The 19445-nt window shown below is 71.2% G+C and carries 20 protein-coding genes; 8 read left to right on the forward strand and 12 right to left on the reverse strand.

The annotated features are described in order from the left end of the window. Positions 1–49: 49 nt before the first annotated feature. The 3 genes from AB0F52_RS40830 to AB0F52_RS40840 all read right to left on the reverse strand — a co-directional run bounded on the left by AB0F52_RS40830 (position 50) and on the right by AB0F52_RS40840 (position 3270). A complete protein-coding gene (locus tag AB0F52_RS40830) occupies positions 50–1105 on the reverse strand; it encodes an NlpC/P60 family protein (RefSeq protein WP_360182895.1) in 1056 nt (351 codons plus the stop codon). A 444-nt stretch (positions 1106–1549) separates the two neighbouring features. Further along, positions 1550–1807: a hypothetical protein gene (locus AB0F52_RS40835; RefSeq protein WP_360182897.1), complete on the reverse strand. Its 258-nt coding sequence runs from the start codon at positions 1805–1807 to the stop codon at positions 1550–1552. A 65-nt stretch (positions 1808–1872) separates the two neighbouring features. Then, entirely contained in the window at positions 1873–3270 is a 1398-nt protein-coding gene (locus tag AB0F52_RS40840; RefSeq protein ID WP_360182899.1) for an NYN domain-containing protein, read from the reverse strand. 142 nt (positions 3271–3412) lie between these two features. On the opposite strand from AB0F52_RS40840, the gene AB0F52_RS40845 reads away from it, so the two are divergent. Beyond that, positions 3413–5116, forward strand: coding sequence for a DEDD exonuclease domain-containing protein (locus AB0F52_RS40845; protein ID WP_360182901.1), 1704 nt, complete (start codon positions 3413–3415; stop codon positions 5114–5116). A 274-nt stretch (positions 5117–5390) separates the two neighbouring features. Here AB0F52_RS40845 and AB0F52_RS40850 read toward each other — a convergent pair whose 3' ends face one another. Both AB0F52_RS40850 and AB0F52_RS40855 read right to left on the reverse strand, forming a co-directional pair. Further along, the gene (locus AB0F52_RS40850) at positions 5391–5786 is read right to left on the reverse strand and encodes a hypothetical protein (RefSeq protein WP_360182903.1); all 396 of its coding nucleotides are present in this window, start codon (positions 5784–5786) and stop codon (positions 5391–5393) included. Next, positions 5729–6295: a MerR family transcriptional regulator gene (locus tag AB0F52_RS40855; RefSeq protein ID WP_360182905.1), complete on the reverse strand. Its 567-nt coding sequence runs from the start codon at positions 6293–6295 to the stop codon at positions 5729–5731. The genes AB0F52_RS40850 and AB0F52_RS40855 overlap by 58 nt, the downstream gene beginning before the upstream one ends. 44 nt (positions 6296–6339) lie before the next feature. On the opposite strand from AB0F52_RS40855, the gene AB0F52_RS40860 reads away from it, so the two are divergent. Beyond that, entirely contained in the window at positions 6340–6927 is a 588-nt protein-coding gene (locus tag AB0F52_RS40860; RefSeq protein WP_360182907.1) for a maleylpyruvate isomerase family mycothiol-dependent enzyme, read from the forward strand. Positions 6928–6973: 46 nt separating this feature from the next. Next, the gene (locus tag AB0F52_RS40865; protein WP_285989461.1) at positions 6974–7255 is read left to right on the forward strand and encodes an Lrp/AsnC ligand binding domain-containing protein; all 282 of its coding nucleotides are present in this window, start codon (positions 6974–6976) and stop codon (positions 7253–7255) included. A gap of 98 nt (positions 7256–7353) precedes the next feature. Here AB0F52_RS40865 and AB0F52_RS40870 read toward each other — a convergent pair whose 3' ends face one another. The 4 genes from AB0F52_RS40870 to AB0F52_RS40885 form a co-directional block, all read right to left on the reverse strand. Next, positions 7354–9036 (reverse strand): cytochrome bc complex cytochrome b subunit, encoded by a 1683-nt coding sequence (locus AB0F52_RS40870; protein WP_360182909.1) that lies wholly within the window; start codon positions 9034–9036, stop codon positions 7354–7356. Continuing rightward, positions 9033–10199 (reverse strand): ubiquinol-cytochrome c reductase iron-sulfur subunit, encoded by a 1167-nt coding sequence (locus AB0F52_RS40875; RefSeq protein WP_360182911.1) that lies wholly within the window; start codon positions 10197–10199, stop codon positions 9033–9035. The genes AB0F52_RS40870 and AB0F52_RS40875 overlap by 4 nt, the downstream gene beginning before the upstream one ends. Then, positions 10196–11014 (reverse strand): c-type cytochrome, encoded by an 819-nt coding sequence (locus tag AB0F52_RS40880; protein WP_191316686.1) that lies wholly within the window; start codon positions 11012–11014, stop codon positions 10196–10198. The genes AB0F52_RS40875 and AB0F52_RS40880 overlap by 4 nt, the downstream gene beginning before the upstream one ends. A gap of 63 nt (positions 11015–11077) precedes the next feature. Beyond that, entirely contained in the window at positions 11078–11701 is a 624-nt protein-coding gene (locus AB0F52_RS40885; protein WP_360182913.1) for a heme-copper oxidase subunit III, read from the reverse strand. 95 nt (positions 11702–11796) lie between these two features. Between AB0F52_RS40885 and AB0F52_RS40890 the strand changes: the two genes are divergently transcribed. From AB0F52_RS40890 to trpD, 3 genes are all read left to right on the forward strand, one after another. Then, positions 11797–12210, forward strand: coding sequence for a hypothetical protein (locus AB0F52_RS40890; protein WP_360182915.1), 414 nt, complete (start codon positions 11797–11799; stop codon positions 12208–12210). 62 nt (positions 12211–12272) lie between these two features. Further along, the gene (locus tag AB0F52_RS40895) at positions 12273–12683 is read left to right on the forward strand and encodes a hypothetical protein (protein ID WP_285993724.1); all 411 of its coding nucleotides are present in this window, start codon (positions 12273–12275) and stop codon (positions 12681–12683) included. A 5-nt stretch (positions 12684–12688) separates the two neighbouring features. Further along, complete coding sequence (gene trpD, locus AB0F52_RS40900; protein ID WP_360182917.1) at positions 12689–13723, forward strand: anthranilate phosphoribosyltransferase; 1035 nt, start codon at positions 12689–12691, stop codon at positions 13721–13723. On the opposite strand, the gene AB0F52_RS40905 is transcribed toward trpD, so the two are convergent. Beyond that, a complete protein-coding gene (locus AB0F52_RS40905; protein WP_360182919.1) occupies positions 13716–14624 on the reverse strand; it encodes a DMT family transporter in 909 nt (302 codons plus the stop codon). The two genes, trpD and AB0F52_RS40905, sit on opposite strands and share 8 nt — an antisense overlap. A gap of 82 nt (positions 14625–14706) precedes the next feature. Here AB0F52_RS40905 and AB0F52_RS40910 point away from each other — a divergent pair, with 82 nt between their 5' ends. Then, entirely contained in the window at positions 14707–15666 is a 960-nt protein-coding gene (locus AB0F52_RS40910; protein ID WP_360182921.1) for a helix-turn-helix domain-containing protein, read from the forward strand. 216 nt (positions 15667–15882) lie between these two features. On the opposite strand, the gene AB0F52_RS40915 is transcribed toward AB0F52_RS40910, so the two are convergent. Together AB0F52_RS40915 and coxB are read right to left on the reverse strand one after the other, a co-directional pair. Next, positions 15883–16302, reverse strand: coding sequence for a cytochrome c oxidase subunit 4 (locus AB0F52_RS40915; RefSeq protein ID WP_103342336.1), 420 nt, complete (start codon positions 16300–16302; stop codon positions 15883–15885). 30 nt (positions 16303–16332) lie between these two features. Then, positions 16333–17277: a cytochrome c oxidase subunit II gene (gene coxB / locus AB0F52_RS40920; protein ID WP_360182924.1), complete on the reverse strand. Its 945-nt coding sequence runs from the start codon at positions 17275–17277 to the stop codon at positions 16333–16335. A gap of 184 nt (positions 17278–17461) precedes the next feature. On the opposite strand from coxB, the gene asnB reads away from it, so the two are divergent. Beyond that, positions 17462–19396, forward strand: a complete 1935-nt coding sequence (asnB, locus tag AB0F52_RS40925; protein ID WP_360182926.1) for an asparagine synthase (glutamine-hydrolyzing) — start codon at positions 17462–17464, stop codon at positions 19394–19396. Positions 19397–19445 lie beyond the last annotated feature (49 nt).

Raw genomic sequence — 19445 nt, forward strand, 5'->3', positions numbered from 1 at the left:
GGGCGGCACCGCGTGTGCGGTACCGCCCCTCCGGGCCGATGATCGAGGGTCACGCCGTCGGGCGGCGCGCTCCCGAGTACTGGCTCTGCAGCGGCGAGATCTTCACGACGTCACCCGTGTCGGGCGCGTGCACCATCTTGCCGTCGCCGATGTACATGCCGACGTGCGAAACCGGCGAGTAGAAGAACACCAGGTCGCCCGGCTGGAGCTGGTCCCGCGGCACCGCGGTGCCGAAGGTCGACTGCTCGCGGCTGGTCCGCGGCAGGGTCAGCCCGGCCTGCTTGTACGCCCACGAGGTCAGGCCCGAGCAGTCGAAGTTGGTCGGGCCCGTGGCGCCGTACACGTACGCGCTGCCGAGCTTGCCCAGCGCGGCCTCGACCGCCGCCTGGGCGGCCGCGGTCGGGGCCTGGATGTTGGTGGGCGCGGACCCGCCGGTGTCCTTCCGGGCGGCCTTGTCCGACGTGCTGAGGTTCTTGTTCGCCGCTTCGAGCTGGCCGATCTGGTCCTGCAGCGTCTTCTGCTTGGCCTTGATGTCCTCGGTCAGCTTGGCTGCCGTGTCCCGCGCGTCCTGCGCGCGCTTCGCGGCGTCGCTGGCCTTGGCGGCGGCGTCGGTGGCCTGCTGGACGGCACCGGTGAGGTTGCCCATCGCGGCGTTCTTGCCGGTCGCGATGACCTCGAGGGCCGAAGAGCGGTCGAGGAAGTCCTGCGTGGACGTGCCCGCCAGCAGCGCCGACAGCTTGTTCAGCTGGACACCACTGGTGAACGACGCGCCGGCGAACTTGTCGACCTCGGTCTGGTACTTCTTCTGGCTTTCGGACGCCTGGGCAGCCTGCTGCTTCGCCGCGTTGACGTCGCCGGTGGCCTTGTCGAGCTCACCCTGCTTCTTCTTCAGGTCGTCCTGAGCCGAAAGCAGGTCTTCGTTGAGCTTCTCGGCCTGCGCCGCGAGGTCGCGGTACTTGTTGAGGGCGTCGGAGCCGGTGGGCGGGGTCTGGAGAACGGGGACGGGGGCGGCGGTGGCCATCGGCTGGGCCACGGTGACGAGGGTGATCACCGAGGCCGCGGCGAGGGCACCTGAAACCACGCGCCTGAGGGAATGCGACTGCACGGTCGCGCGGGTCTCCTTTGCGTCTCGGCCGCCGAAGGGGACCGGGGCACGAAGAGGTCGGGGAGTTCCTCTTCGCCGCTGTCCCGCCACCACGCGCCCGAGCCGTGCACTTTTGCCATGCACGAGCCGCAACAGGTGAAGCACGCGGTGGTGGTTCCGGTTCCCAGCTTCCCGACAAAGCTGCGTCCGGCGGCGATCCCGTGTCGCCGCCTCCACAGACGGCCGGGGGCCACGAGATCTCGGACAGATTACGAAAAGAGCGCCACCACGTCCACCACCTCACCGCCGAAAACGCTGAGTGACGCCGCGGACCACCATCGGACCAGGGCAAGAAGAAACATGTGATGGGCGTTACACGCTGGGGTTTCTCCGCGGCGCTTTTCGACTACCGACCGTTCACCGATTCAATCGACCATTCGGCGCGCCGCCACGAAACGGTGGAAATCAGGCGGGGTGCCGGATCGGTTCTTCGATCAACCGGAGGTGCGGCACCATCCCGGCCTCGGCCAGCGCGTCGACCGCGCGCCGCTCGTCGGCGTCCCACACCACGGCGGGTGGCGCGCCGAGCAGCACGCTCACGACGCAGTCGTGGCACGAGATGCCGCGCACGGCGCAGCGGTCGCAATCGACCACCAGGTTCTCGATGTCCGAAACGGCGATGTGCGAGACGTCCACTTCGGACAACTCGGGAGTGCCGGTCATGTGTCCTCCTCACGTGGGAACTGCTGCTCCACACGGTAGGGGCCACCACCGACAGTTTCGGGCGGTCAAACCCGGGAGAGGCGGCTGACCAGCACCGATGACGGCGCGGGATGGGCGCCGCGGCCGCGCACGGAGTCCGCCACCGCGCGGTCGGACGTCGCGACGACCATCGGCCGCCCCGCGGGCTCGGCCGCCACGATGTTGCGGATGACGTCGTCGGCCAGCACCCCGCGGTCGGAGAACAGCACCCGCACCCCGCGGGGCACCGAGGCGGGGACGGACAGCACGCCGGCGCCGTCGAACACGACGGTGACCTCGGCGGCGGTGCGCGCGGCCAGCGCGGACAGCTGGTGGATCAGCCGGTCGCGCTGGTCGGCGAGGGCGAGTTCCGGGTAACCGGTCTTGGTGACGTTGTAGCCGTCGACGATCAGGTGCACGTTGGGCAGCGCGAGGTAGCGGTCCAAGGTGGTCACGTCGGCGATCTTGCCGCCCTGGCCGGTGCCGGCACTGGCGCCGCGGACCATGTCCGCCGGGCGGGCGCCGCGCGCGCCGAGGGCGAGCTCGCGGCGCAGGCCGGTGACGGCGCCGTCGATGGTGTCGATGAGCAGGGCGAGCCGCACCTCGTCGGCCTGTCGCGCCTCGCGCGCGGATTGGCGGGCGATCTCGGCGTCGGTGACCGCGCGTTCGGCGCGGGCGCGCTCGCCGGCGACGCGCTGGCGTTCGCGCTCGAGCTGGGCGGTGAGGGCGGCGATCTCGGCGTTGCGGGCGGCGGAACCGCGTTCGGCGTCGGCGGCGGCCGCTTCGGTCGTGTCTCGGGCCTGGCGCAACTGGACGCCTTGTTCGCGAAGGCGCTTCAGGAGCTTCTCGACTTCGCCCTCGCGCTCGCCCCGGGCGCTCTCGGCGGCTTGTTTCGCCTCGGCGAGTTCGGCGCGGACCTGGGCGAGCTCGGTCTCGAGCCGCTGGGTGCGGGCGAGCGCGGCGTCGCGTTCGGCGCGCAGGGCGTTTTCCTCGGCGTTCCGGGCGACCAGCCGGACGCGCCCGGCAGCCCCGGACTCGCCGAGCAGGACGGCGGCGGCCGCCGCGGCGACGGATTCGGTGGCGTTGGGGTCGAGGGCGTCGGTGCGGTGCTCGCGCAGCCACTCGATGACGGCGGTCCGGAACTGGGAGGAGTCGCCGAGGGCCGCCAGCAGGGCGGCGCCGCCGAGCTTGGCGCGCTTGGCCGGGGCGAACTTGGCGACCGGCCGCAGCTGGCGGGGCACGTCGGTGGCGGGCAGCTTGGCGACGGCGGCCGCGGCGAGCTCGGCGATGCGGTCGCGCACCGGTTCGGGTAGCGCGGGCCAGGTGGCGGGTTCGGGATGTCCCGCCTGGTCAGCGGGCTCCTCGGCCGGCTCGGTGCGCGACGCGACACCCGAGGGACCGACGGGGTCCCCGGGTGGCTCCGGCACGAGCGGCTGCGGGTGCATTGGTCCAGGGTAGGCCCCGCCCCCGCATCCCGCCCCGCGCGCCACACGGACCGCGCCGGTGGCCCGCGCGGGCACTGCGCCGGCCACCGCACCGAGCACTGCACCGGCAAAACTGTCGGGGGTCGCCCCTAGAGTCCCGCCCATGCGTCCGGTCCAGGCTCAGCTCGCTTTCGACGAGCTCGGAACCCCCTTGCGGGACACCACTTTCGTCGTCTTCGACCTCGAGACCACCGGGGCTCCGCCGGGTCCGTCGGTGATCACCGAGATCGGGGCGGTGAAGGTGCGCGCCGGCGAGGTGCTGGGTGAGTTCGCGACGCTGGTGAACCCGGGCTCGCCGATCCCGCCGCAGATCGTCTCATTGACCGGGATCACGCAGGCCATGGTCTACGACGCGCCGCCGATCGAGGAGGTGCTGCCGGCGTTCCTCGAGTTCATCGGGGGTGCGGTGCTGGTGGCGCACAATTCCGGCTTCGACACCTCGCACATGCGGGCGGCGTGCGAGGGGCACGGGTACGTGTGGCCGAAGCTGACGGTGGTGTGCACGGTCCGGCTGGCGCGGCGGGTGGTGCCGCGGGACGAGGTCGGGCGCTACAACCTGACGGCGCTGGCGATGCTGTTCGGCGCGCGGACGCGGCCGACGCACCGGGCGCTGGACGACGCGCGGGCGACCGTCGACGTCCTGCACGGCCTGCTGGAGCGGGTCGGGAACGTGGGCGTGCACTCGCTCGAGGAACTGATGGGGTACCTGCCGGAGGTGACCGTCGCCCAGCGGGCGAAACGGCACCTGGCGGCGGACCTGCCGTCGGCCCCGGGCGTCTACCTGTTCAAGGGGCCGAAGGAGGAGGTCCTGTACGTCGGCACGGCGAAGGACCTGCGGCGGCGGGTGCGGAGTTACTTCACGGGCTCGGAGAACCGCAGCCGGATCCGGGAGATGGTCGCGCTCGCCGAGCGCGTCGACCACGTCGTGTGCGCGCACGCGCTGGAGGCGGAGGTGCGGGAGCTGCGGCTGATTTCGGCGCACCGGCCCGCGTACAACCGGCGGTCGAAGAACCGGCACCAGGGCTGGTGGATCGGCTTGACCGACGAGGCGTTCCCCCGGCTGTCGGTGGTGCGGCTGCCGCGGCCGGGGGTGCTGGGACCGTTCCGCAACCAGGCGGACGCCCGCACGACCGCGGACACCCTCGCCGGGGCGTCCGGCCTGCGGACGTGCACGCAGCGGATCTCGCCGCGGTCGGCGAACGGGACACCGTGCGTGCTGGCGGAGCTGGGGCGCTGCGGAGCGCCGTGTGCGGGACGCCAGAGCGTGGAGGCGTACAGCCCGGCGGTCGAGTCGGTGTCGGGGCTCATCGCGGGCCTGGACGGCCGTCCCCTGCACACGGCGGCCGCGCACGTGGAGCACCTGGCGGCGGGCCGGCACTACGAGCAGGCGGCCCGGCACCGCGACGAGCTGGCGGGCCTGATCCGCGCGCTGGGCCGCGCCCACCGCCAGGGCGCCCTGGCATCGATCGGCGAGCTGATCGCGGCGGCCCCGGACGGCGAGGGCGGCTGGGAGCTGTCGGTGATCCGCTACGGCCGCCTGGCCTCGGCCGGCGTGGCCCGCCGCGGGGTGCCGCCGATGCCGGTGGTGGAGGCACTGGTGGCCTCGGCGGAGACGGTCCTCCCGGACCCGGGCCCCCTCCACGGCGCGCCCCCGGAGGAGGTGGGGGTGCTGCTGCGCTGGCTGGCCCGCCCGGGAGTACGGCTGGTCCGCACAACACGCCCCTGGTCCGAGCCGGCCGCGGTGGCGGGCTGGCGGAGCTGGCTGGACCTGGTCGCGAACGCACATTCGCTGGAACACGCCGACTGACCCACCCGGCTCCCCCGCCCGCCCCGCCTGCCCGGCTGGGTACCCGGTCGGCCCGCGTACCTGGGGAGTCGGCTGGCGTACCCGGCGGGTCGGCCGCCGCACCGGGAAGGTCGGTCCGTGGCCGACCATCCGCGCACGCGAACCGACCGCCCAGGTACGCAAGCCGACCCTCCAGACACGCAAGCCGACCGTCCGGGTACGCGAGGCGACTGTGTGGGTACGCAGGCCGACCCAGGGGTACGGGAGGGCGGGGTGCGGGAGGCTGGCGGGGCGGTTAGGCGACCGAGGTGTTCAGGGCGTCCAGCAGCCAGGTGTGGGCGAGGCCCATCGGCGCCGCTTCGCCCGTGATCTCCCCCGTCAGGTGCCAGTAGCGGCGCAGCCGCGGATTGCGGTCCGGGGCCGTCCGGTGGTTCAACGCCCGGCGGAACGACGGGCTGTCCGCCGCGCCCAGTGCCGATGCGTGGGCCGCCACGAAGCGGTCCAGTTCCGGCCCCGGGGCCGGCCGGGCTCCGGCCGCCAGGAGGGCTCCGGCCAGGACGCATGCCTCGCCCACCTCCGCGTGGAGCGCGCCCAGGTCCGCGATGCCGTCTTGGCCGGCCAGCGTGCTCGCCTTCAGGTCGAACGCCAGCCGGGCGTCCGCCGCCAGCAGCACCAGCTCCGCGTACGCCACCACCTGGGCCGTCGTCGGCTGGGACGGGGGCTCCGGGGCGCTGATGTCCAGGAACATGCGGGCCGCGTCGGGTGGGTCGGGCCCGTTGTCATCGGACGCCACAAGCGGACCAGCGTCTCGTGCGCCGAATACCCGTCCTGGACCGCCGACAGCAGCTCCAGCCGCGCCGCGCGGTCGGCGGGCGCCGCCTCGGAGACCGCGCGGAGCACCGAACGCCGCCAGTTCAGCGTCGCCAGCTCGCGATCCACTGCCGTCCGCTCGGCCGCCACGGCTTCGTCGAGGGAACAGCGGCCGGCGAGGACGTCGGTGATCGGGCGCAGGCCCAGCCCGAGCCCGCGCAGCCGGCGCACCAGGGTGAGCCGGTCGATCGCCGCGCCGTCGAAGCGGCGGTGGCCGCCCGCGCTGCGCACCGGCTCCAGGACGCCCTCGTCGCAGTAGAACCGGATCGTGCGGACGGGCACGCCGGTGCGGCGCGCCAGCTCGCCGATCCCGAGTGTGTCTCCGGTCACCTTCCGTCGAACCTCCAGCCGGGTGGAATTCCTACGGTACGGCCATGGACACCACGAGAATCGCCGACGGACTCCACCAGCACACCGCCGGCTTCGCCGCAGCCGTCGAAAACGCCGATCCGGACCAGAACGTGCCCACCTGCCCGGAGTGGCCACTGCGGGTGCTCACCGGGCACATCGGCCAGGCCCACCGCTGGGCCGCGAGCATCGTCCGGGACGGGCCGTCGCCGGTCCCGGACCCGTTCGACGCCGACCCCGGCTCCCCCGAGAAGTGGTCCGACTGGCTGCGTGAAGGCGCCCAGGACCTCGAAGACGCCGTGACGGCCGCCGGCGACGCTCCGGTGTGGACGTTCTTCGGCCCCCAGCCGGCCCGGTTCTGGCTGCGCCGGATGCTGCACGACACCACCATCCACCACGCCGACGCCGCCCTGACCGCCGGCCGGGGCTGGCTGATCGCCCGCAACCCCGATGGCGTCCGGTGGACGCGGGAAACCGGCACCGCGGACGTGACGCTGGCCGGCCCGGTGCGGGACCTCCTGCTCGTGCTGACCCGGCGCCTGCCCGCGGAGCGCGTCACCGTCACCGGCGACGAAGCACTCGCCGCGCACTGGCTGGCCCACACCGCGGCGTAGCTAGGATCGCGGGCGACACCCGCAGACGAGTCTTGGAGGACCCCAGGTGATCACCGCGATCGTGTTGATCCAGGTAGAGGCGGACGCGATCCCGGACGCGGCGCAGGCGATCGCCGACATCGACGGTGTCGGCGAGGTCTACTCGTGCGCCGGGGACGTCGACCTCATCGCCACCGTGAAGGTGTCCACGCACGAGGAGCTGGCCGACCTGATCCCCGGCCGGATCGGGAAGGTGCCGGGCGTGCTGGACACCGTCACGCACATCGCGTTCCGGTCCTACAGCCGCGCCGACACCGAATCGGCCTTCTCGATCGGTGTGGAGGACTGAGCTCGCCCGCAAGCGCAACCACGGAAGCCCCGAACACCGAAGCCCGGAAACACCGAAGGCCCACCTCGCGAGAGGTGGGCCTTCGACGTCGGTGACGACTAGTGCTCGGAACGCTTGGCGGCTTCGGCCGTCTCGATGCTCTCGAACTCACCCGGTTCACCCTGGGTGATCGAGTGCCCGTTCCCGTGACCGTTGCCGTTGGCCCGCTGCAGCGCCGCGGTCTCCTCGGCCGGGTCCGGGGACCAGAACGTGCCCGGCACCGCGTGCCCGGCCGAACCCAGCTTGTTCATCTTCTTCGGCACCGACGCGCCCTGGTACTCGAGCGGGATGGCGTGCCCGTGGCTGTCCACGCCGGCCAGCGGCTGGTGGATCTCGATGAACTCACCGTGCGGCAGCCGCTTGATGATGCCCGTCTCGACGCCGTGCTCCAGCACCTCGCGGTCGGCCCGCTGCAGGCCCAGGCAGAGCCGGTAGGTCAGGTAGTAGGCGACCGGCGGCACGAGGAGCACGCCGATGCGGCCCGCCCACGTTGTCGCGTTCAGGGAGATGTCGAACTGGTCGGCGATGATGTCGTTGAAGCCCGACAGCTCGATCACCATGAAGAAGCCCAGCGCCATCGCGCCCAGCGCCGTGCGGACCGGGACGTCCCGGGGCCGCTGGAGCAGGTTGTGGTGCGCGGTGTCCTTGGACAGCTTCCGCTCGAGGAACGGGTAGGCCAGCAGCAGCCCGATCAGGACCGGCATGCCGACCGCGCCGGGGAAGAACACCGCCGGGATCGTGTAGTTCCCGAGGTAGACCTCCCACGCCGGCCAGATCCGGAGCATGCCGTCGGCCCAGGCCATGTACCAGTCGGGCTGCGAGCCCGCCGACACCTGCGCCGGGTTGTACGGGCCGAAGTTCCACACCGGGTTGATCTGGAACAGGCCCGACATCAGCGCCAGCACGCCGATGACCAGCGTGAAGAACGCCCCGCCCTTGAGCGCGAAGTACGGCATGATCCGGACGCCGACGACGTTGGTCTCCTTGCGGCGCACGCCGGGGAACTGCGTGTGCTTCTGGTACCAGACCAGGGCCAGGTGCGCCCCGACCAGCGCGAGCATGATGCCCGGCAGCAGCAGGATGTGCAGCGTGTACAGGCGCGGGATGATCTGGTCGCCGGGGAACTCCCCGCCGAACAGCGCCCAGTGGATCCAGGTGCCGGCCACCGGCACCGAAAGCACGATGCCCGACAGCGTCGCGCGGATACCGGTACCGGACAGCAGGTCGTCCGGCAGCGAGTAGCCGAAGAAGCCTTCGAAGCACCCCAGGACCAGCAGCAGGCCGCCGATCACCCAGTTCGCCTCACGCGGCCGCCGGAACGCGCCGGTGAAGAAGATCCGGAGCATGTGGACGGCCATGGACGCGACGAAGATCAGCGCGGCCCAGTGGTGCAACTGCCGCATGAACAGGCCGCCGCGGACGTCGAACGAGATGTCCAGCGTCGTGCGGAACGCCTGCGACATCTCCAGGCCCTGCATGTTCTTGAAGCTGCCGTGGTAGACGACCTCCTGCATGGAGGGGTCGAAGAACAGCGTCAGGTACACACCGGTGAGCAGCAGGATGATGAAGCTGTAGAGCGCGATCTCGCCCAGCAGGAACGACCAGTGGGTCGGGAACACCTTGTTCATCTGGTGCCGCAGGCCCTTGGCCAGGTGGTACCGCTGGTCGGCGTTGTTCGCGGCGTCGCCCAGCGCCTTCTCGACCGGGCTCGACCCCTTGGTCGGCGTGGTGAGTGAACTCATGACTTACGCTCCCAAAAGGCCGGACCGATGGCCTCGTTGAAATCGCCTCGCGCGATCAAGTATCCCTCTTCGTCCACCGTGATCGGTAGCTGGGCCAGCGGACGGGTCGCCGGGCCGAAGATCGGCTTGGCGTAGTGGAGCGCGTCGAACTGCGACTGGTGGCACGGGCACAGGATCCGGTTGGTCCGCTGCTCGTACAGGGAGGTCGGGCAGCCGACGTGGCTGCAGATCTTCGTGTACGCGTAGTAGTCGCCGAAGTTGTAGTCCTCCTGGCCGGCCCGCTTGACCACCTTGGCGGCGTCGGTCGGGCGCAGGCGGATCAGCATGACCGGGTTGTCGACGCGGGTCAGCGCCTTGGCCAGCGCCTCCGCGTCGTTCCGCTCGGACTCGCGGAACGGGAACACCGTCTCCATCGCGCCCGCGTCGAGGTCCTCGGCCTTGACCAGGGAGATCTCGGTCTCCTTGCCGTGCTCCACCTCGACCGGCTTGCCGGTGTTGCGGCGCAGGTAGACCTTCTCGCCGGGGAAGTTCGGCTGCCAGCCGGTGTGCCACAGCGAATCGCGGGTCTCGGTGTCCTTCCAGGGGTCCTTGATGAAGGACGCGACGGGCAGCGCCGCGGCCGCGAGGCCGAGCGCACCCGCCCCGGCGATCGCCGTGCGCTTGACCAGCGACCGGCGGGCGATGGTGCTGCGGCTCCCGGCGTCGGCCAGGTGCGCGAGGATCGTCGCGCGGTCGACCTCGGGCGACCCTTCGCCGCCCGAGTCGCTGCGCTGCTGCACCGCGACCTCGGCGGGCACGAACTTCTTCGTGTACAGGATCACGCCGATGCCCAGGCCGAGGATGGCCAGGCCGAGCGTGAGGCCGAGCATCGGGGTGTAGAGGCTGTACCAGAAGTGGCCGCTCTCGTTGTCCGGCGCCTCGTACTGCCACGGCCACCAGATCAGCGAAACGACGAACCCGATCCCGGCCAGCGCGGACAGGGCGAACCAGAACGCGACCAGGCGCTCGGCCCGCTTCTCCGCGCGGGTGCCCTCCACCGGCCACGGAGTCGGGTACTCGACGATCTCGACGCCGTCGAGCGCCCCACCCAGCTTGACCAGCTGGTCACGATCCATCTCAGCCAGCTCCGCCTCCGTCGGCGGCTTCGGCCCCTCGGCACTCATGCCTTCGATCCAATCCACAACGTCACGCCGATCAGCGCGGCGATCCCGACGATAAAGGCGATGACGCCCTCCGAAGCGGGGCCGACCCCGCCGAGGCCGTTACCACCCGGGTCATTGTTGCCGTCCGACACCGACTTCACGTAGGCGACGATGTCCTTCTTCTCCTCCGGCGACAGCTGCCGGTCGGAGAACTTCGGCATGTTCTGCGGGCCGGTGAGCATGGCGGTGTAGATCTGCTCTTCGCTCGCCGGGTCCAGGTTCGGCGCGTACTTGCCGGCGGACAGCGCGCCACCGCGGCCGGTGAAGTTGTGGCACGACGCGCAGTTGAGGCGGAACAGCTCGCCACCGCGGGCCGGGTCGTCGCCGCGCAGGGCCTCGCCCTTCTCGGCGGGACGCTGGACGCCGCCGCCGTGCGCCTGGATGTAGGCCCCGACCGCGTCGATCTCGGCCTCCGTCAGCTTCGGCGGCTTCCGCTCGATCTGCGCCTCCTGGCGCGCGGCGGGCATCCGGCCCGAAGAAGTCTGGAAGTACACCGCGGCGTCGCCGATGCCGATCAGGCTCGGCCCGCGGTCCTGCACGCCCTCGAGGTTCGCGCCGTGGCAGGCGATGCAGGTGTTGTTGTAGACCTGCTCGCCGAGGCGCAGCTGCGCCGGCGTGCCCTGGGCCTGCGCGGTCTGCGGCTCCGGGGCGAACACGGCGTACAGGGCGCCGGCGCCCACCAGCGCGATGCCGAGCGCGAGCAGGCCGGCGAACCGCCTCCGCAGCTTCGACCGCGCGCGGTAGCGGCGCTCCGAGGACTTGGTGCTGGTGGTCATCTTGCGGCAACCCTTGCTGTCAGTTCAGGCCGATGGTGAAGGTGGTGGCGGCTGAGGCGGGACCTACGGAAGGAGGTAGATCACACCGAAGAGGCCGACCCACACGATGTCGACGAAGTGCCAGTAGTAGGACACGACGATCGCCGACGTGGCCTGGGCGGGCGTGAACTTGCTCAGTTTCGTGCGGATGAGCAGGTACACGAAGGCGATGAGCCCGCCGATGACGTGCAGGCCGTGGAAACCGGTCGCGAGGTAGAAGACCGTGCCGAACGGGCCGGACGGGATCGTCATCCCCTCTTCGACCAGGTTGTGGTACTCGTTGGCCTGGCCACCGACGAAGATCGCGCCCATGATCAACGTGATGATGTACCAGCGGCGCAGCCCGTAGACGTCGCCGCGCTCGGCGGCGAACACGCCGAACTGGCAGGTCAGCGAGGACAGCACGAGGATCACCGTGAACGGGATCGCGTACGCCACGTTGAGCTTGAAAGGCTCGTCGTGCAGCGGCGGCGGCCACTGGCCGGTCGCGTTCTGCGCCTTGACGGTGAAGAACATCGCGAACAGTCCGGCGAAGAACATCAGCTCGCTGGACAGCCACACGATGGTGCCGACACTGACCATGTTCGGCCGGTTCAGCGAGTGGACCCGCTGACTGATGGTGGGAGCTGCCGTTGTCACGCGTCGCATTATGTCCTCTCGCACCGCCGCTCCGCCGGGTGGGTCCACGGCGAGCCGTCTGCGTAACCGATCACACCGGATGCCCGGGAAGGTGAGAGCTACTCATGGGTTTACTCGACCGCCTGCTTGACCTGGTCAAGAAGCGGGAAACGCCCGGTCTGAGCGCCGGCGCGCCCGATCTGAAGATCGTCGCCGAGGCCTTCGACCCGGTCGTCGCGGACTCCGCCGTCCTCGCCGGTTCACCCGCCTGGGTCAGCACGGCACCGGCCGTCCTGCGGCACCACCTGCTGCTCCCGCCGGACCGGCTCGCCGAAGCGGCGTCGACCCTCGCTCAGGACGGCTACGAGCTGCGGGAACAGGGGCTTTCCGGTGATCTCGCCCGGGTGCACGCGGTGCGCGTCCAGGTGCTCGACGCGCTGCACTGCGCCCAGGAACGGTCCCGGATGGCGGGCCTGGCGCAGCGCCTGGGCGGTGACGCGCTCGGCTGGGACGCGCTCCAGCCGGAGGCGCCCGCGTGATCTCGGTCTCGGCCGATACGATCGCGGTAGACGTGCGGTGACGAGATGGAGGCGTGTCCAACATGGGCGAGCGGTCGATGCGGGTCCTGGTGTTCAGCCACAAGGCGGAGGTGCGCGAGGCGATCGTGAACGCGGTCGGCCGGCGGCCCGCCGCCGATCTGGCGCGCGTGGACTACGTCGAAGCGGCCGGGATCGCCGACGTGCTGTCCGAGGTGGACGCGGGGAACGTCGACCTGGCGATCCTCGACGGCGAAGCCCAGCCGACCGGCGGCATCGGCCTGTGCCGCCAGCTGAAGGCCGAAATCACCGACTGCCCGCCCATCGTGGTGGCGGTCCGGCGGCGGGACGACCGGTGGCTGGCGACGTGGTCGCAGGCGGACGCCGTGCTGGTGCACCCGCTGGACCCGCTGACCGCCGCGGAGACCGTCGCCGACGTGCTGCGCGCGCGACGGGTCCCCGTCGTGAACGGCTGAGGCCGGTGACCACCCCGGTCCCCCGCACCTGGCCACCCCTGCTCAAGCAGCTCGTCGCGGGCGTCGACCTCTCCGCGGAGGACACGGCGTGGGCGATGGACCAGATCATGAGCGGCGCGGCGAGCCCGGCCCGGATCGCCGGGTTCGCGGTGGCGCTGCGCGCCAAGGGCGAGACGCCCGAGGAGATCGCCGGCATGGCGGCCACGATGCTGGCGCACGCCCGGCGGGTCGAGCTGGACCGCCCGGCGGTCGACATCGTCGGCACCGGCGGCGACGGCTCCAACTCGGTGAACATCTCCACGATGGCGACGATCGTCACGGCGGCGGCGGGCGCGCCGGTGGCCAAGCACGGCAACCGCAGCGCGTCGTCGAAGTCCGGCGCGGCGGACGTCCTCGAAGCGCTCGGCGTCCGGATCAGCCTGCCGCCGGAGGACGTCCAGCGCAGCCTCGCCGAGGTCGGCATCGGGTTCTTCCTGGCCTCGGCGTTCCACCCGGCGCTGCGCCACGCCGGCCCGGTGCGCAGCGAGCTCGGCATCCCGACGACGTTCAACCTGCTCGGCCCGCTGACGAACCCGGCCCAGCCGGGCGCCGCGCTGATCGGCTGCGCGTACGCCGACAAGACGCGGGTGCTGGCGGAGACGTTCGCCCGCCGCGGCACCCGCGCCCTGGTGGTCCGCGGCGACGACGGCCTCGACGAGATCACCACGACGACGACGTCGACCGTGTGGGTGGTTTCGGACGGCGAGGTCACCGAGCGCAGCTTCGACCCGGCTTCGGTGGGCATCGCGCGGGCGACGGCGGACGACCTGCGCGGCGGCGACGCGGCAGCGAACGCCGAGGTGGTCCGCGACCTGGTGGGCGGCAAGCCGGGCCCGGTCCGCGACGCCGTCCTGCTCAACGCGGCGGCGGCGCTGGCGGCCTTCACGGGCTTCTCGGAGTCCCTGGAGGACGACCTGCGCGCCGGCCTGACCCGGGCGGCCGCGGCCATCGATTCGGGCGCCGCGGCCGCGCTGCTGGACCGCTGGATCGCCTTCAGCTGACCCGTTCCCGCTGCTGCTTCTCGGTCCCGGCGGCAGCGGGACGGCGGCTGCGCCGGGGCGCCAGTGCGGCCGCCAGGACCGCGAGCATGCCCAGTGCCTCCGGCCAGCTCGGGCGGTGACCGTAGAACACGATGTCCACCAGCACCGCCACCACCGGGTACAGGTAAGACAGCAGTGCCACCGTCGTCGTGGGCAGCTTGCCGATGCTGGCGTACATCAGCACGTACATGAGTGCCGTGTGGACGGTCCCGAGCAGGACCAGCCAGAGCAGCCCCGAAGTCGTCGTGGGCAGGGGCGTGACGAGCAGCAACGGCGCCAGCACGAGCGCGCCCACCGTGGTCTGCACAGCGGCCAGCAGGTGCGGGCGGATGTGTTTCAGCTGCTTCGCGACGAAGGACGCGCCCGCGTAGAGCACGGCCGCGCCGAGGGCCAGCGCGATGCCCCCCAGCTGGACGGGCTTGCCGTCCTCGCCGTGGGCGGACAGCGAGATCAACGCCACGCCGCCGAACGCGATCGCGGCCCGGGCCAGGTGGCTCTTGGCGACCTTCTCGCCGAGGAAGGCCGCCGCCAGGCCGACCAGGATCAGCGGCTGGGTGTGGTAGACGACCGTGCTGACCGAGATCGACGACAGCGCGTACGAGGCGAACAGCAGCACCCAGTTACCGACCAGGAACAACCCGCCCAGCACGGCCAGGCCGAGGTCGCGGCGCGACGGCCGCCAGGCCTGCAGCCAGCCGCGGGAGACGCACCAGAGCACGAGCAGGGCGCCGCCGACGAAGCAGCGGGCGAAGGCCACGGCGGGGGCGGCCGCGCCGCTCTCGAGGACGACGGCGCCGATCGTGCCCGACATCGCCATCGCCGCGGACCACTGGAGCAGCGGGCGGGTTTCCGAATTCGTCATGCGCCCAGGTTCGCCGTCCGCGGGCCGGCCAACCAGTGTCAGAGATGACAATGGCCGCAAAACTTGTGACACACTGGCCGTCATGGACGTCAACCGGGTCGCCGTGGTGCTCGCCGACCACGTTTCCCCGTTCGAGCTGGGCGTCGCGTGCGAGGTGTTCGGCACCGACCGCAGCGCCGACGGCATCGCGGGTTGGGACTTCGCCGTCTGCTCCCCCGGCGGCGCCCCGGTCGTGAGCTGGTCCGGCTTCGGGCTGTCCGGCCTGCGGGACCTGGACTTCGCGGCGTCGGCGGACCTGCTGATCGTGCCGACGTGCGCGCCCCGGACCGCACCGCCACCCGAACCGGTGCTGGACGTCCTGCGCGACGCGGCCGGGCGGGGCGCGTGGGTGGCGGGGTTCTGCGCGGGGGTGTTCTCGCTGGGGTACGCGGGCTTGCTCGACGGCCGCCGCTGCACGGTCCACTGGGTGTACGAGGCGGAGTTCCGACAGCGGTTCCCGGCCGCCGAGGTGGATCCGCAGGCGCTCTACGCCGACGACGGCGGCATCTTGACCAGCGCGGGCACGGTCGCGGCGGTCGACCTGTGCCTGCACCTGGTCCGCCGGCTGCGCGGCGTCGCCGCGGCCACGACGCTGGCCCGGCGGATGGTGGCGGCACCGCACCGCGCGGGCGGCCAGGCGCAGTTCGTCCAGGCGCCCGTCCCGGCGACGGCGGCGGGTGACGACGCCGTGGTCGCGGAGGCCCTGGAGTGGGTGGAGCGGCGGCTGGACCAGCCGTTCACGGTGGCGGAGCTGGCCCGGCGCAGCGGCTTGGGCGAGCGGACGTTCCTGCGCCGCTTCTCGGCGGCGACAGGCACCACCCCGCACCGCTGGCTGACCGAACGGCGGCTGGACCGCGCCCAGGCCCTGCTGGAGGAGGGCGGACTGTCGGTGGAGGACATCGCGACGGCGTGCGGGTACGCGTCGGCGGCGGCGCTGCGGCACCAGTTCAGCCGCCTGCGGGGAACGAGCCCGTCGTCCTACCGGACGGCGTTCCGGGGCTGACCCGCCGCGCGCCCGCCCGGCCGGAAACGCAGTGAATGACTCATTCCTGGCGTCGGACGCCAGGAATGAGTCATTCACTGCGTCGGGCGACCACGGCACCGACAAGAAACCGGCCGCCGCACCGAAGTGCGACGGCCGGTCCGAGAAGAGCAGTGACATCCGGGGCTTCGCCCCGAGCCGGGGGCTCCGCCACCCGGACCCCCGAAAAGCGGTGGGTCAGTCGTGCGACGGGCCCGTGTGGTACTCGAACACCAGGCCACCGATCGTGATGAGCAGCGCGACCAGCGCGATGACCAGCAGCCAGATGTGGAAGAACGCCAGCGCCAAGGCAGCGAGCGCCGCGGTGGCCGCCATGCCGATCGGCCAGTAGCTGCCCGGGCTGAAGAAGCCCAGCTCGCCCGCGCCGTCGCTGATTTCGGCGTCCTCGCGGTCTTCCGGGCGGGGTTCGATGCGGCGGGCGACGAACTGCATGTAGCTGCCGGCCAGGAACGCGAGACCGCCGGTGAGGAACAGCGCGACGATGCCCACCGGCTCGGCACCGTGGGTCGCGGCCAGCGCGGTCCACACCCAGTAGACCCCCGCCATGAACACGGCGAAGATCGCCACGATGAAGAAGATGCGGGCTTCGACCTTCATGGTCTTCCTACTCCTGTTGTTCCTGGGAGATCAGTTGGACGCGGTCCGCGCCGTGCGGTCGGTGTTGAACGGCTGGGTGGTCACCGCGTGCGGGGTGCACAGCTCGCCGCAGTTCATCTTCGCCAGCGCTTCGGCCGCGGTGAACGCCTGGCCCGTCGCCGGGTTCACCTGCTTGCGCAGCGAGATGTACTGGTCGAACTTGTCCGCCGACAGCGCGCGGACCTCGAAGTTCATCACCGAGTGGTAGGTACCGCACAGTTCCGCGCACCGGCCGACGAAGGAGCCTTCGCGGTCGATCTTGTTCTGGAAGGAACTGTCCTGGTTGTTCTTCTCCGGGTTCGGGAAGACGTCCCGCTTGAAGTGGAACTCCGGCACCCAGAAGGAGTGGATGACGTCCGTGGAGACCAGGTCGTACTGGATGGTCTTGCCGACCGGGAGCACCAGCAGCGGGATCTCGCCGGACGAACCGACGGTGCTGACCTGGCCGCTGCCGTCGGGCCTCGCCGCGTTGGCGTCCTCGTACTTGAACTCCCAGTTCCACTGGAAGGCCACGACCTGGACCTTGACGTCCGGGTTGGGGATCTTGTCGAGGACCTTCGACTCCGTCGTCGCGGTGAAGAAGAACAGGACGCAGACCATGATCGTCGGGACGACGACCGTGAACAGCTCCAGCGGGATGTTGTACTGGAACTGCCGGGGCAGCTCCTCCGGCTCGCCGTCGGCGGTCTTCTTCTTGCGGTGGAACGTCGCGGTCCAGAAGATCAGCGCCCACACGATGACGCCGACGACCAGCGCGGCCACCACGGCCCAGGTCCACAGCGTGCGCATCTGGTTCGCCTGCTCGGTGACACCGACCGGCCAGCCGAACCGCAGGATCTCGTCGCCGGAGCAGCCCGTCGCGGTCAGCGCGACCAGCACGGCCAGCGCGGCGATCCGCACGGTCCGCTTCCCCAGGGTGCGCTCGGGTTGTCCCACTGCGCCTCGCCCTTTCACCCAGAGCCTCCTACGACCGATCTTCGTGACAGGCGGAGCCTAGCCGAGTTGGCGCGCTCCGCTGACCAAGGGGTAACCATCGACGCGCGTGGTACTCGCCACGGCGGCCCCGGCATACTGGGCACCTTCCCAGCCCGAAGAAGACCCTAAAGGTGTGTGAGTACCCGTGTGCGGCCTGCTTGGACTGATCTGCGCGACCGAGACCGGCGCGGCGAACGCGCGTGACGCCGTCGGCGCGGCCATGCGCTGCCAGCGCCACCGCGGCCCGGACGAGCAGGACACCTGGGCCGACGCCGAGGTCGTCTACGGCTTCAACCGGCTCGCCTTCATCGACGTCGAGCACGCGCACCAGCCGCTGGTCTGGGGCCCGCCCGAGGCGCCGGGCCGCTACACGATGAACTTCAACGGGGAGATCTACAACTACCTGGAGCTGCGGGCGGAGCTCGCCGAGAAGCACGGCGCGAAGTTCGAGACCGAGGGTGACGGCGAGGCCATCGTCGCCGGCTTCCACTACCTCGGCGCGGACTGGGTGAAGCGCCTGCGCGGGATGTTCGCCTTCATGATCTGGGACTCCCAGGAGAAGCGCGTCTTCGGCGCCCGCGACCCGTTCGGCATCAAGCCGCTGTTCTACTCGGCCGGCCCCGGCGGGGTGGCGTTCTCCAGCGAGAAGAAGAGCCTGCTGGAGCTGTCGGACGTCCTCGGCGTCGCGCAGGAGCTGGACCGGAAGGCCCTGCAGCACTACCTGGTCCTGCAGTACGTGCCCGAGCCCGAGTCGCTGCACACCGCCATCCGCCGCGTCGAGTCCGGCACCTCGTTCGAGGTCGTGCCCGGCGGTGAGGTGAAGTTCACCCGCTACTTCCACCCGCGGTTCAGCGCGAAGCCGGTCACCACGCAGGCCGAAGCCGAAGAACTGCACCAGCGCATCGCCGACGTGATGCGCGACTCGGTCGGCAAGCACATGATCTCCGACCCGGACGTCACCGTCGGCGCGTTCCTGTCCGGCGGCATCGACTCCACCGCCACGGCCACGCTGGCCAAGGAGCACAACCCGAACCTGATCGCGTTCACCACCGGGTTCGAGCGCGAGGGCTACTCCGAGGTGGACGTCGCCGCCGAGTCGGCCGCCGCGATCGGCGTGAAGCACGTGGTCCGGACGGTGTCGGCGGACGAGATGATGGAGGCGCTGCCGCTCATCGTCTGGTACCTCGACGACCCGGTGGCCGACCCCGCGCTGGTCCCGCTGTGGTTCATCGCCCGCGAGGCCCGCAAGCACGTCAAGGCGGTGCTGTCCGGCGAAGGCGCGGACGAGCTGTTCGGCGGCTACACGATCTACAACGAGCCGATTTCGCTGGCGCCGTTCGAAAAGATCCCCGGCGGCATGCGGAAGCTCATCGGAAAGGTGTCCACGAAGATCCCCGAGGGCACCCGCGGCAAGGACCTGCTGCGCCGCGGCGCGCTCCCGCTGGAGGACCGCTACTACGGCAACGCCCGCAACTTCCGCGACGACCAGCTGCGCAACGTCCTGCGCACGTACCAGGAAGGCGTGGGCTTCAAGGACGTCACGGCGCCCTGGTACGACGTCTCGCGCGGCTGGGACCCGGTGGCCCGCATGCAGCACGTGGACCTCTACACGTGGCTGCGCGGCGACATCCTGGTCAAGGCGGACAAGGTGACCATGGCGAACTCGCTGGAACTGCGGGTGCCGTTCCTCGACGCCGAGGTGTTCAAGGTCGCGGCGTCGATCCCGCTCGACCAGAAGCTCGCCCACGGGACGACGAAGTACGCCCTGCGCCAGGCGCTGGCGAAGATCATCCCGGCGCACGTGCTCAACCGCCGCAAGCTCGGCTTCCCGGTCCCGATCCGGCTGTGGCTGCGCAACGAGATGTACGACTGGGCGAAGGGCATCATCAACGACTCGAAGACCGAGGAGCTGCTGGACAAGAAGGCGATCCTGGCGCTGCTGGAGGAGCACAAGGCGGGCCAGCTGGACCGCAGCCGCCAGCTGTGGGCGCTGATCGTGTTCATGCTGTGGCACGGGATCTTCGTCGAGCACCGGATCAAGCCCGAGATCCCGGAGCCGGTGTACCCGGTCAAGCTCTGACGCTCTTTCACGGCGAAGGCCCCGCACCGATCCGGTGCGGGGCCTTCGC

The sequence above is a fragment of the Amycolatopsis sp. NPDC024027 genome (assembly GCF_040638975.1).
Lineage (GTDB): Bacteria > Actinomycetota > Actinomycetes > Mycobacteriales > Pseudonocardiaceae > Amycolatopsis.